12 protein-coding genes are annotated in these 11,691 nt (G+C 39.2%); 7 read left to right on the top strand and 5 right to left on the bottom strand.

The window, feature by feature from the left end; all coding sequences use genetic code 11:
- Window positions 1-509: 509 nt before the first annotated feature.
- The 6 genes from GQR55_RS18750 (at window position 510) to cyoE (ending at window position 6,068) form a co-directional block, all read left to right on the top strand.
- On the top strand, window positions 510-929 hold the full coding sequence (locus GQR55_RS18750) for a hypothetical protein (protein ID WP_166421802.1): 420 nt from the start codon (window positions 510-512) through the stop codon (window positions 927-929).
- 318 nt (window positions 930-1,247) lie between these two features.
- The gene (gene cyoA / locus GQR55_RS18745) at window positions 1,248-2,207 is read left to right on the top strand and encodes a ubiquinol oxidase subunit II (RefSeq protein WP_166421801.1); all 960 of its coding nucleotides are present in this window, start codon (window positions 1,248-1,250) and stop codon (window positions 2,205-2,207) included.
- Window positions 2,208-2,209: 2 nt separating this feature from the next.
- The gene (cyoB, locus tag GQR55_RS18740; protein WP_165740409.1) at window positions 2,210-4,198 is read left to right on the top strand and encodes a cytochrome o ubiquinol oxidase subunit I; all 1,989 of its coding nucleotides are present in this window, start codon (window positions 2,210-2,212) and stop codon (window positions 4,196-4,198) included.
- Window positions 4,195-4,836: a cytochrome o ubiquinol oxidase subunit III gene (cyoC, locus tag GQR55_RS18735; protein WP_166421800.1), complete on the top strand. Its 642-nt coding sequence runs from the start codon at window positions 4,195-4,197 to the stop codon at window positions 4,834-4,836. Before cyoB ends, cyoC begins: the two co-directional genes overlap by 4 nt.
- Complete coding sequence (gene cyoD, locus GQR55_RS18730; protein ID WP_165740406.1) at window positions 4,836-5,174, top strand: cytochrome o ubiquinol oxidase subunit IV; 339 nt, start codon at window positions 4,836-4,838, stop codon at window positions 5,172-5,174. Before cyoC ends, cyoD begins: the two co-directional genes overlap by 1 nt.
- Window positions 5,175-5,183: 9 nt before the next feature.
- On the top strand, window positions 5,184-6,068 hold the full coding sequence (gene cyoE / locus GQR55_RS18725; protein WP_166421799.1) for a heme o synthase: 885 nt from the start codon (window positions 5,184-5,186) through the stop codon (window positions 6,066-6,068).
- 99 nt (window positions 6,069-6,167) lie between these two features.
- Here cyoE and GQR55_RS18720 read toward each other — a convergent pair whose 3' ends face one another.
- The 5 genes from GQR55_RS18720 to ettA all read right to left on the bottom strand — a co-directional run bounded on the left by GQR55_RS18720 (window position 6,168) and on the right by ettA (window position 10,615).
- Complete coding sequence (locus GQR55_RS18720; protein WP_166421798.1) at window positions 6,168-6,833, bottom strand: hypothetical protein; 666 nt, start codon at window positions 6,831-6,833, stop codon at window positions 6,168-6,170.
- Between the two features lie 82 nt (window positions 6,834-6,915).
- Window positions 6,916-7,413 (bottom strand): TlpA disulfide reductase family protein, encoded by a 498-nt coding sequence (locus GQR55_RS18715; protein ID WP_166421797.1) that lies wholly within the window; start codon window positions 7,411-7,413, stop codon window positions 6,916-6,918.
- 62 nt (window positions 7,414-7,475) lie between these two features.
- Window positions 7,476-8,384, bottom strand: a complete 909-nt coding sequence (locus tag GQR55_RS18710) for a histone deacetylase (protein WP_166421796.1) — start codon at window positions 8,382-8,384, stop codon at window positions 7,476-7,478.
- Window positions 8,385-8,440: 56 nt separating this feature from the next.
- Complete coding sequence (locus GQR55_RS18705; RefSeq protein WP_166421795.1) at window positions 8,441-8,806, bottom strand: PilZ domain-containing protein; 366 nt, start codon at window positions 8,804-8,806, stop codon at window positions 8,441-8,443.
- Window positions 8,807-8,941: 135 nt separating this feature from the next.
- Window positions 8,942-10,615: an energy-dependent translational throttle protein EttA gene (ettA, locus tag GQR55_RS18700; RefSeq protein WP_166421794.1), complete on the bottom strand. Its 1,674-nt coding sequence runs from the start codon at window positions 10,613-10,615 to the stop codon at window positions 8,942-8,944.
- A gap of 329 nt (window positions 10,616-10,944) precedes the next feature.
- On the opposite strand from ettA, the gene GQR55_RS18695 reads away from it, so the two are divergent.
- On the top strand, window positions 10,945-11,595 hold the full coding sequence (locus GQR55_RS18695) for a porin family protein (protein WP_166421793.1): 651 nt from the start codon (window positions 10,945-10,947) through the stop codon (window positions 11,593-11,595).
- The last annotated feature ends 96 nt before the right edge of the window (window positions 11,596-11,691 follow it).

Genomic DNA, 11,691 nt, shown 5'->3' with positions numbered 1-11,691 from the left:
GAGTTGTTTTTATTTCCCTACAATGCCACGCAGTGTAAACAAAAAATCTTTATATTGTGTGTGAAGATGTTGTCAGTGTGAAAAGCGGCTCAATTTCGGTGGTGACTGAATTTGAGCTGTTTTTATTTGTGCGGCACAATTATTACTCCCTCCTAAAAGCCTACAATTCTATTAAATATATCTCTTTAAATTGTTTTTTATTTTAAACAACCCTATGTTTTTTATCGTGTTATTTTTTATTAACAAAATAGCTTCGAAAGCTTAACTCAAATTAATTGATTTTTAGTTGAACAGAAAATTCTCTTTGTTATACTCACGTTCGAACTTTCAGTAAGTTTTGAAAGTTTGATTGATACGGATCAATTTTCACTAGGCAAATATGTGCTAGCCGGATTTGATTGTATTTAGCACCTGGTTTTAGGGCTTTCAGCAGCAATGTTTTTTAAGTTTTTCCATTGCAAACTGTATTACTCTAATTTTGTTATAGTCATTTAAGTAGGTTAATGTCTTTGAACACACTTTCTTTACATCATACCAATACTGATCTCGCCCCAAGCGAGCCAGTTACGTGTGAACGCTTGAATAAAGCGGGTAAGGGCGTGTGTGTAGCTATAACTTTATTAGTGTTTAATACTGTAATGTTGTTAAGCGGTGCACTAGAGGATGCCTTCAAGCTTGAGGCGCTATTAAGTGATGGGTTTATTGTAGAGCCACTGTTACTTACTATTGCCGGATTTTTAGCTCATCCAATCATTTCAAGTCAGTTACTTATTGGCCTTTGTTGGTTATTGTTCCATATTTTTCCAGCGCGTCGTGCTGGAATTATCCTCCGTAAAGCAGCCTTTGCTTTTAGCGAGGCTAAAGTTATACAGCCGGTGCACTCTGCACATGGTTGTCGTGCTCCACCTAGCTTTACAGGTTGTCTGTAAGGTTACACCTTGTTGCTGGTTTTAATTATTTGTTCTTGCTGTAAATAATTAAGGTTAGCTAAAACAAAGTAGCTCCGTGTTTTTTAAGCACACTTCAGCCAACCACCACTCACCCAAGTTAATTTTTATTACGTTATATAAATGCGTTTAGAAAGCTGGGTTTGTTGCTAGGTCATTAATGGCATGAGCTTTAGGTTTTGAATAGCCCCCTTATTTTTATAATTTAATTCTAGTTAACTTGGGTTTTTATTGAAAAATCGTTGCTTTGGTTGTTATTCAAAGCAGCAAACTGAAACTCTAGGTTTGTAGGATACTCCCTTGTTAATTCGTAACCTTTGTAATATTGCTTTAGCTAGTACAGTGCTGGCGTTGTCAGGCTGTAAAGGCGGGATACTCGATCCAAAAGGGCAGATAGGCATTGATGAGAAAAATTTAATCATCATCGCAACCGTGCTTATGTTGCTTGTAGTCGTTCCCGTTATTGTGATGACTTTATATTTCGCATGGAAATATAGAGACACGCAAACTCATGAAATTTACGCTCCAAAATGGGCTCATTCAAATAAAATTGAGGCCGTAGTTTGGGCTGTTCCTATTATTATCGTAATTATTTTAGGTGCTATTACCTGGGTGTCTACCCAAGCGTTAGACCCATACAAACCCATTGAAGGTAAAGGTAAGCATCTTACTGTTGAAGTGGTGTCATTAAACTGGAAGTGGTTATTTATTTACCCTGAGCAAGGTATTGCCACGGTTAATGAATTAGTGTTTCCGGCAAATGTACCTGTTGAATATAAAATCACGTCAGAGAGCACAATGAATTCATTTTTTATTCCGCAATTGGGTAGTCAAATATACTCAATGGCCGGGATGGAAACCAAGCTTCACTTAATTGCAAATGAGCCAGGAACGTTTAAAGGTATCTCAGCAAATTACAGTGGTGCAGGTTTTACTGGAATGAAGTTCAATGCCATTGCGACCCCTACTCAAGCAGACTTTGATAAGTGGGTGAGTGATATAAAAGCCAATTCAAGCGCTAATAACCTGACTCATGCAAATTATGTTGAGCTTGCAAAAGCGAGCGAAAATAATCCTGTTGCTTATTACGGTAAAGTTGAAGACAGCTTATTTCATACCATTGTTATGAAATACATGCAGGCGCATGGCGATATGAATAAAAAGCACAATGCGATGAGCGAACATGGCGAGATGGGTATGCAACATCACGCAATGGACAAACATTCAGCGAAACCATCACACAGCCAGGACGAGGAATAATAATGTCGTTTTTAGGTAAACTTTCACTCGATGCAATACCGTTTCACGAGCCGATTCTTGTGTTTACGATGGCAGCTATTTTAATAGCTGCAATTGTTATTACTGCGCTAATTACAAAGCATAAAAAGTGGGGCGTGCTTTGGCGCGATTGGATCACATCTGTTGATCATAAGCGCTTAGGCGTAATGTATATTATTTTAGCTCTAGTAATGCTGTTTCGCGGTTTTTCTGATGCCATAATGATGCGTACTCAGCTAGCACTTGCTACTAGTGGCGCGCCTGGTTATTTACCACCAGAGCACTACGACCAAATATTTACAGCTCACGGTGTAATTATGATCATATTTATGGCGATGCCATTTATGGTCGGTTTAATGAACATAATTTTACCGTTGCAAATTGGTGCACGGGATGTTGCCTTTCCATTTTTAAACAATTTAAGTTTTTGGTTAACAGCCAGTGGTGCAATTTTAATTAATATGTCGCTAGTGTTTGGTGAGTTTGCTAAAACAGGTTGGGTGGCGTATCCGCCACTTTCGGAGCTGACCTTTAGCCCTGGGGTGGGGGTCGACTATTATATTTGGGCCCTGCAAATATCCGGGCTTGGAACACTCTTAACTGCAGTAAACTTTTTAGCGACCGTTATCAAAATGCGTGCACCAGGCATGACCTTAATGAAAATGCCAATTTTCACATGGACATGTACGTGGGCAAACATCTTAATCGCAGCATCATTCCCAATTTTGACCGCTATGCTTACTATGTTAACGCTTGACCGTTATCTCGATTTCCATTTCTTTACCAATGAATTGGGCGGTAACGCCATGATGTACATCAACCTGTTTTGGGCATGGGGTCATCCTGAGGTATATATTTTAGTATTACCGGCGTTTGGTATTTTTTCTGAAATTATTTCGACCTTTACAGGTAAACGTTTATTTGGTTATAAATCGATGGTTTACGCCAGCGGTGCAATCTCTATTTTAGGGTTTATTGTTTGGTTACATCACTTCTTTACCATGGGATCGAGCGCCAACGTTAATGCTTTCTTTGGTATGGCTACCATGGTTATCGCTGTACCAACAGGCGTTAAGTTGTTTAACTGGTTATTTACTATTTACCGCGGCCGTTTACGTATAACCGTACCAGTACTTTGGACACTCGGTTTTATGGTTACCTTTACCATAGGCGGCATGACTGGTGTATTACTTGCTATTCCTGGTGCCGATTACGTACTGCATAACAGCTTATTCTTAATTGCACATTTCCATAACACAATTATCGGTGGTGCTGTATTTGGCTACCTAGCTGGTTTTGTATTTTGGTTCCCTAAAGCGATGGGCTTCAAGCTTAACGAAAAATGGGGCAAGGCATCATTCTGGTGTTGGCTTATCGGTTTCTTCCTTGCATTTATGCCGTTGTATGTACTTGGTTTCTTAGGTATGACACGTCGTTTAAACCACTCTAATAATCCAGATTGGAACATCTGGCTATACATTGCTGCAGCCGGTGCTGTCGTTATTATGTTTGGTATTATTAGTCAAATAATTCAATTATATGTGAGCTTTAGAGACCGTGAAGCGCTTGACGATACAACAGGCGATCCGTGGAACGGACACACACTTGAATGGGCAACAAGCTCACCTCCACAAGTGTATAACTTTGCTACCATTCCACACATTGATGATATTGATGCATGGACTGATATAAAAGAAAAAGGTCAAGCTTATCAAGGTAAAGCAAGCTATAGCCCTATTCATATGCCTAAAAACACATCAGCTGGCGTGTTAATGGCAGCTAGCTTAACCGCATTTTGTTTTGCAATGATTTGGCACATTTGGTGGTTAGCTATTGTTGGGCTAATTGGTGGCATTGCCATCTTTATCAAACGTTGTTACACCAGTGATGTTGATTACTATATACAACCTGATGAAATTGCAAAAATTGAAGCTGCATATAATTCAAGTGGGAATAAGGAGCTAAAAGCGTGAGTACACTTTCTGCAAATTTAGAATCTGCAAATTTAGAGTCTGTATCTCACGATGATCATGCGCACGCGCATGATCATCACGATACATCGGGCGATACCGTATTCGGTTTTTGGTTATATCTAATGACCGATTGCTTATTATTTGCCTCATTTTTTGCAACCTACGCTGTGTTATTTATGAACACAGCCGGTGGTGTATCGGGTAAAGATATTTTTGAACTCGACTTTGTAGCAGTAGAAACAGCTGCACTACTTATTAGTAGTATTACCTTTGGTTTTGCCATGATTGCCGCTCAAGGGCAAAAAAAGGCATTAACACTTACTTGGTTATTTATTACGTTTTGTTTAGGTGCTGTGTTTATTAGTATGGAAATATACGAATTTCACCACCTAATAGTGAACGGGCATGGTCCGCAACATAGTGCTTTTTTAACATCGTTTTTCTCATTAGTTGGCTTACATGGTTTACATGTAACAGCCGGTCTAATTTGGATGACCATAATGATGATAGAAGTTGCTAAACGTGGTCTAGGTAAAGCAACTGTAACGCGTTTAAGTTGCTTGAGCCTATTTTGGCACTTCTTAGACATTGTTTGGATTTGTGTATTTACCGTTGTTTATTTAATGGGAGCAATGTAATGAGCCACAGCGAAACACATGCTGAGCACCATGATGAATCTCATGGTAGTGTTAAAACTTACTTAATTGGCTTTGTGCTATCAGTAATTTTAACAGCCATTCCATTTTGGATAGTAATGGAAGGCGACTTCACAAAAGCAACAACGCTGTGGAGCATTGTTACGTTTGCCATAGTACAAATTTGGGTGCATTTAAAATACTTCTTACACCTTAATTTTACGACCGAAGATGGCCGTGCAAATACTTTCTCATTCCTATTCAGTGCCATGATCATCGTAATGGTGGTTGGTTTATCTGTTTGGATCATATATGAATCAAACGCAATGATGATGTACTAGGAGTTGAAGATGTTTCGTCGTTATTTATCAGTGACAAAGCCGGGTATTATTATGGGCAATTTGATCAGCGTAGCGGGTGGGTTTTTACTTGCCTCGCGCGGTGATATAGACCCATGGTTAATGATTGCCACATTAATTGGTTTGTCGCTAGTGGTTGCATCAGGTTGTGCTATCAACAATGTTATAGATAGAGACATAGATGTAGCCATGGCACGTACTCGAACGCGAGTAACAGTAACAGGCGAAATGTCGGCCTTTGCTGCACTTAGCCACGGTATTTTATTGGGCGTTATTGGCTTTGGTTTACTTATTGCCTTTACCACCCAAGCCGCGGTATTTTTTGCAGCCTTTGGCTACGTAATTTATGTAGGGGTTTATAGCCTCTACATGAAGCGTAACTCAGTATATGGCACTTTTGTAGGTAGCCTTTCGGGCGCAGTACCACCAGTAGTCGGTTACTGCGCCGTAACAGGCCAGTTCGATATGGGCGCGTTAATACTGCTGGTTATGTTTAGCTTGTGGCAAATGCCGCACTCTTACGCCATTGCTATTTTTCGCTTTAAAGATTACCAAGCTGCAGGTATTCCAGTACTACCTGTAGCGCAAGGTATCGACAAAGCAAAACGCCATATCGTACTTTATATTGCTGTATACGCTTTAGTTGTAATGCTGCTGCCAATTAGTGGATACACAGGTGCTGCTTTTATGGCTGTTGCTTGTATTACCAGCTTTTGGTGGTTGCTAATGGCACTAAGAGGGTATCGTCGAAATATTGATGTAACCAGTTGGGCACGTAAAGTATTCGCGTTTTCTATCATTAATATTACAGCGTTAAGTATTGCTATGGCTGTTGACTATCATAGCGTTGTTCCACAGCTATTAACACTTACCTAATTTAAAAACTTTAACATTCCAAAGTTAATCCAAAGGCTCGAAAGAGCCTTTTTTTATGCCTGAATATTGAAATTATTTAGCATTCGTATACTCGCTATTTTACTTTTTAAAATCATCAGCATTGTAATAAAGTGGTTTAAGGGTGCCGCAATTAATAAATTTATAAGTAAGCTCATTTTCAGCTGGGACACGTTTTGAGGTACGAAGCTTTTGCATACATGCATTAACTAAATCGACAAAAATAAGATGGTTATAGCTCGGCGCTTTTTGAATTTTATGAATATAAATACGCTCAGTACCGCTTAGTGTAATCATGTCGTAGTCTTGCCATTGCGATGATTCACTTAATTTTTTTAGTTCTCTGGCATACAGCTGCTTACTCAAGACCAACTCTTTTTTTGAATAAATTAAACTGCCACCTTGTTGATAATCACCCTCGTAAATATCGGCAATAATTGTAATTTCTTCACCACGCATTAAATGCTTAATATTAAACGCTTGTGGCTTTACGGTGATTAACTCGGCATTTCTAACAAAGCCTAAAAATGGAACATCGGGGTTTCCTATTTTATAAACAACTTGCACATCATTGGGTAAATTATAGGTGGGTAAATTCATTGCAATAATAGACGAGCCTTGATTAACCAAAGCCATAGGGTGCTCAGCATTGTAAGCGGGGTCTACCGGTGGAAGTTCTGCTTTTTCTTCTTCAGCTGCGGCAAAGCCACTTAAAGTAATTAGTAATAAAGTAAGTAGTAAGCGCATTATAATCTCAATTAATTTATGAGCTTAAATTGTAGTATAAAGTTTATATTACTTATATTTTTAAACTAAATTTAGACCTATATTATTGTTCAGATATGGAGTGCAACAATGTTCGTGCCTTTAAATGTAGGTTTGTGTCCTCTGGGTTTGACGTATTAGTCAGCCAAATTACATTACCTTCTTTATTTACAAACAATGTAGTAGGTGTGCCGCGTATACCTAATTGCTGTGCTGTTGCATCGGCTTTTACGGCTGTTTTAAAAGTATAACCTCTATCGCTAAGCGCTTTAGCGGGAGTAGCATCGTCATCCTCTTTAAAACTAACGGCAATGACCTTCACACCCATGTCATTTATTTTTTGAAGTGCTGGCTGTAGCTTTTTACAGTACGGACACCACGTTGCCCAAAAATGTAAAATGTAAGGTTGGCCTAATAAATCTTGAGTACTGAGAGCAGACCCATCGGCCATTTGTAGATTTAATGCAGGTAATTTAGGGTATGTTGCTTCAGCGTCTTGCTCTTGCGCGCTAACTATAAAGCTTAATAAAGTGAATGTGATGGCAATAAAGAGTTGTTTCATAGTGTTTTCGTTTTTATTGTATGTATTAAATAAGAACGAGTATTTAACATTTTTATTTCACATTAAAAACGAGCGGCTTGCTCAATAACAATACTATGGCGCTTAGCAAGGCGAAGGTGATCTTTATCGTAGCCGCCACCAATTACTGTAGCTACGGGGGTATTGTGCTCAAGGCAGCGTTTTAGTACTAAATGATCGCGTTTAACTATGCCATCCCAGCTAATGTCGAGTTTACCTAAACCATCACCTTGCCAAATATCAACGCCTGCATCGTAAAGCACTAAATCGGGATTTAACTCTTTGAGCAAAAATTGCAGTGTGTCGTCAACTATGCCTAAATACTCATCATCTTTCATGTTATCGGCTAAGCCAATATCTAAATCGCTAGCTGATTTTCTAAAAGGAAAGTTTTTTTCACAATGTATAGAGCAAGTATAAGCATATGCCTGATGCTCTAACATGGCGGCAGTGCCATCACCTTGGTGCACGTCTAAATCAAAAATAAGTACGTTAGTTACCTCACCCGATTCAATTAAAGTTTGCGTAGTAAAGGCTAAATCGTTAACCATGCAGTAGCCTGAGCCAAAATCAGTATGTGCATGGTGTGTACCACCAGCAAGGTGACACGCTATACCATGTTTAAGTGCTAAACGAGCTGTTTGAAGCGTCCCTTGAGGAGCTGTAAAAGTACGTGCCATAAGCTCTTTTGACCAAGGTAGGCCAATACAGCGCATCGCTTTTTCATCTAGGCGGTTATTCCATAAATCGTGTATGTAATTTTCGCAGTGTATTAGCTCAAGTGGCTCTGGCGTACCGAGTATTGGCTCTACCAGGTTACTGCCGATTAAACCAAGCTCGGCAACATGTGCATATAAATGTGCAAACTTACTCATTGCAAAACGATGCTTTGGATCAAAACTAAACGAGTAGTTAGGGTGATACACCAAAGGTAAATGTGGATTTAAAGTCATGTTTTCACAAGTTAAAAAGTTTGCCCTATGGTAATCAACTAATTCAATTGAGTCTATTATTGTGTCTCGTGAATTAACATAGCGAGCTCGCGATGGAGTAGCTCGTCATCAGCTAAGTTTAGCTCTATTAAACGCTTCAAATAGGTAATGCTGTCTATATCAATATGATGACATTTTAAGCCAATATGATCGGCTTCAATATGGCAGATGACTACTTCCATTTTAATTTCTATATCGCTTTGAGGCAAGGTAAAGCACAGAACGGCTTGGCTATTTTTGTTGCCAATAAAGGCAGCACAATTAGTAATTAACGCGCCATGTAATGATACATCAAGCAATTTACAGGGGTATTCATGGTTATTAAAATCAAGTTGGGCAGTAGTTGAAAATAACACGCGAGAAAATTGACGACGGTTTTGCATAATTTAACTTTATTGTTTTTAATAAATTTAGCATAGCGGATAATTGACTACATGCTAAGAATATATGTGCAGACAATGCTGGTGGCATAAAAAAGCCCCGCATAAATGCAGGGCTCAAATTAGCATTAATAAATATTAGCCAATTTTTTTGTACTTAATACGTTTAGGTTGAGCTGCAGCTGCACCTAGTGTCTTTTTAAGCCACTCTTCGTATTCAGTGTAGTTACCATCAAAAAAGTTAATTTGACCTTCGTCGCGGTAATCTAAAATGTGCGTAGCAATACGGTCAAGGAACCAACGGTCATGCGAGATACACATTACACAACCAGGGAACTCTAAAATAGCGTTCTCTAGTGCACGTAATGTTTCAACGTCCAAGTCATTGGTTGGCTCATCGAGTAGTAACACATTGCCGCCAGCTTTTAATAACTTAGCAAGGTGTAAGCGGTTACGCTCACCACCAGATAGGTCTTTAACAAACTTTTGCTGATCGTTACCTTTAAAGTTAAAGCGACTAACGTATGCACGGCTTGGGAACTCAAAGTTACCAATTTTTAGAACGTCTTGTCCGTCTGATATTTCTTGGAAAACAGTTTTGCTTTCGTCCATACCGTCACGGAACTGATCAACGGTCGCAAGGTGAACAGTTTCACCAACACTGATGCTACCGCTGTCTTGCTTTTGCTCACCACTGATCATTTTAAATAGTGTTGATTTACCTGCGCCATTCGCGCCAATAATGCCCACAATGGCACCTTTTGGCATGCTAAAGCTTAAGTCGTCAATTAAAACGCGATCGCCAAAACTCTTACGAAGATTAGTTACTTCAAGTACTTGATCCCCTAAGCGCGGACCAGGTGGAATAAACATCTCGTTAGTTTCGTTACGCTTTTGGTAATCAGACTGCTGCATTTCAGTAAACTGAGCCATACGTGCTTTTGACTTAGCTTGACGACCTTTAGGGTTTGAACGAACCCATTCAAGCTCTTGCGCAATTGATTTTTGACGTGCTTTTTCAGATTTTTGTTCTTGCTGTAAGCGTGCATCTTTTTGTTCAAGCCAAGAAGAGTAGTTACCTTCCCATGGAATACCTTCACCACGGTCAAGCTCTAATATCCAACCTGCTACATTATCAAGGAAGTAACGGTCATGCGTTACCGCCACAACAGTGCCTTCGTAATCGTGTAAGAAGCGCTCTAACCATGCAACCGACTCAGCATCCAAGTGGTTAGTTGGTTCATCAAGAATAAGCATGTCTGGTTTTTCAAGTAATAATCGACATATAGCAATACGGCGGCGCTCACCACCTGAAAGATGCTCAATTTTAGCATCCCATTCTGGCAGGCGAAGTGCATCAGCTGCGCGCTCTAAAACGTTGTCGATGTTATGACCATCGTGCGCCTGAATAACTGCTTCAAGTTCGCCTTGCTCTTTTGCAAGTGCGTCAAAGTCAGCGCCTTCCATTGCGTACTCGTTGTACACTTCGTCTAAACGGCTAAGTGCATGTTTAACTTCGCCAACGGCTTCTTCAACAATTTCACGCACTGTTTTACTTTCGTCCAGTACTGGCTCTTGCGGTAAATAACCAATTTTAGTACCAGGCTGAGGATGTGCATCACCTTCAAAATCTTGGTCAACACCGGCCATAATACGTAGTAACGTAGATTTACCAGAACCGTTTAAACCAAGTACACCAATTTTTGCGCCAGGGAAAAAGTGCAACGAAATATCTTTTAAGATAGTGCGCTTAGGAGGCACAACCTTAGATACTCGACTCATCGAGAATATAAATTTATCAGGTAAAACCATTAAAGGAGCCTTCAAATAATAATAAAAATTTCAATGTTGTATTGTAGTGGCTCACAGGTGAAACAGTCAACGAATGACGCGTAGAACTATTCGTTTGTGCTAACGTTATTCTCTTCTATGGGTTATTAAAAATACCGAGATTGCAGAATGTCTATTATGTAAAATTCTGTAATCTATTGTTTTATATTGTTCAAACATATTTCAATTTCAACAAAAAAGGAACAATATGTTTACAAGTGATAAGCTACAAGCAAAATATAAAAGCGACTAGCTCAAGTCTTTTTAAAACATCAACATTATTTAAAATTAATAACGTTTAGGGAGTGAACATGAAAACAACAGTTATAAAGTTAAGCGCGTTACTTTTAGGGCTATATACATTTTCAAGCCAAGCCGAAATACTCCACGTAAACGGCTACTACCATGGAGTAGGTATGGGCTCAACACAGATTGATGTTCATGAAAGTGATAGCCTACAATTTACAACGCTTTACGGACGGTTTGGTTATCAGTTTTCGCGATATTTTGCATTAGAAGGGCGTGTAGGTTTTGGTTTAAATGATGAATCAGCACCTTTAAATGGAATTGTTTTTACTCAAAACCCCCAGGACGGTTCGTTAACCTCAGAACCCATTCAGAGCCAAATCGATTCAAGCCTTGATTTGCAAACAAGTATATTTGTAAAAGCTAATTATCCAATTTCATCTCGAGCTGATGTGTTTTTATTTGGTGGCTATGGTAGAAATAAATTAAGTTACAATGAAGACGATGTAAAAAACCTGGCAGAATCAATAACAGGTACAGATACAAACTCTACGCTAATAACTGAGCAAAACTATGACGAAGGCGGCGTAACGTACGGGACTGGGATTGACTATCGATTAACTCAACGCTGGCAGGTAAGCGCTGAATATCAATATTTTGATACAGACGAAGGCGATATTTACGCACTTAATTTATCTGTAAACTATCGGTTTTAAATACGTATGCGCTACTCATAGGTTGGATCTTAAGGAATAAAACTTGAAAACATGCTCTGAATTTGATCTGATAGTAATCGCCAAACCACTATCTAT

Origin of the sequence: Pseudoalteromonas sp. Z1A8 (genome assembly GCF_011378855.1) — a bacterium.
Classification (GTDB): domain Bacteria; phylum Pseudomonadota; class Gammaproteobacteria; order Enterobacterales; family Alteromonadaceae; genus Pseudoalteromonas.
Note: the sequence above shows the minus strand (reverse complement) of the source record. Positions and strands in the feature narration are given on the sequence as shown.

Bases quoted from the DNA above. Each gene is read 5' to 3' on its own strand.
- cyoE (WP_166421799.1), top strand. From the start codon at position 5,184: ATGTTTCGTCGTTATTTATCAGTGACAAAGCCGGGTATTATTATGGGC.
- GQR55_RS18705 (WP_166421795.1), bottom strand. From the start codon at position 8,806: ATGCAAAACCGTCGTCAATTTTCTCGCGTGTTATTTTCAACTACTGCC.
- ettA (WP_166421794.1), bottom strand. From the start codon at position 10,615: ATGGTTTTACCTGATAAATTTATATTCTCGATGAGTCGAGTATCTAAG.
- GQR55_RS18720 (WP_166421798.1), bottom strand. From the start codon at position 6,833: ATGCGCTTACTACTTACTTTATTACTAATTACTTTAAGTGGCTTTGCC.
- cyoB (WP_165740409.1), top strand. From the start codon at position 2,210: ATGTCGTTTTTAGGTAAACTTTCACTCGATGCAATACCGTTTCACGAG.
- cyoD (WP_165740406.1), top strand. From the start codon at position 4,836: ATGAGCCACAGCGAAACACATGCTGAGCACCATGATGAATCTCATGGT.
- GQR55_RS18695 (WP_166421793.1), top strand. From the start codon at position 10,945: ATGAAAACAACAGTTATAAAGTTAAGCGCGTTACTTTTAGGGCTATAT.
- GQR55_RS18715 (WP_166421797.1), bottom strand. From the start codon at position 7,413: ATGAAACAACTCTTTATTGCCATCACATTCACTTTATTAAGCTTTATA.
- GQR55_RS18710 (WP_166421796.1), bottom strand. From the start codon at position 8,384: ATGACTTTAAATCCACATTTACCTTTGGTGTATCACCCTAACTACTCG.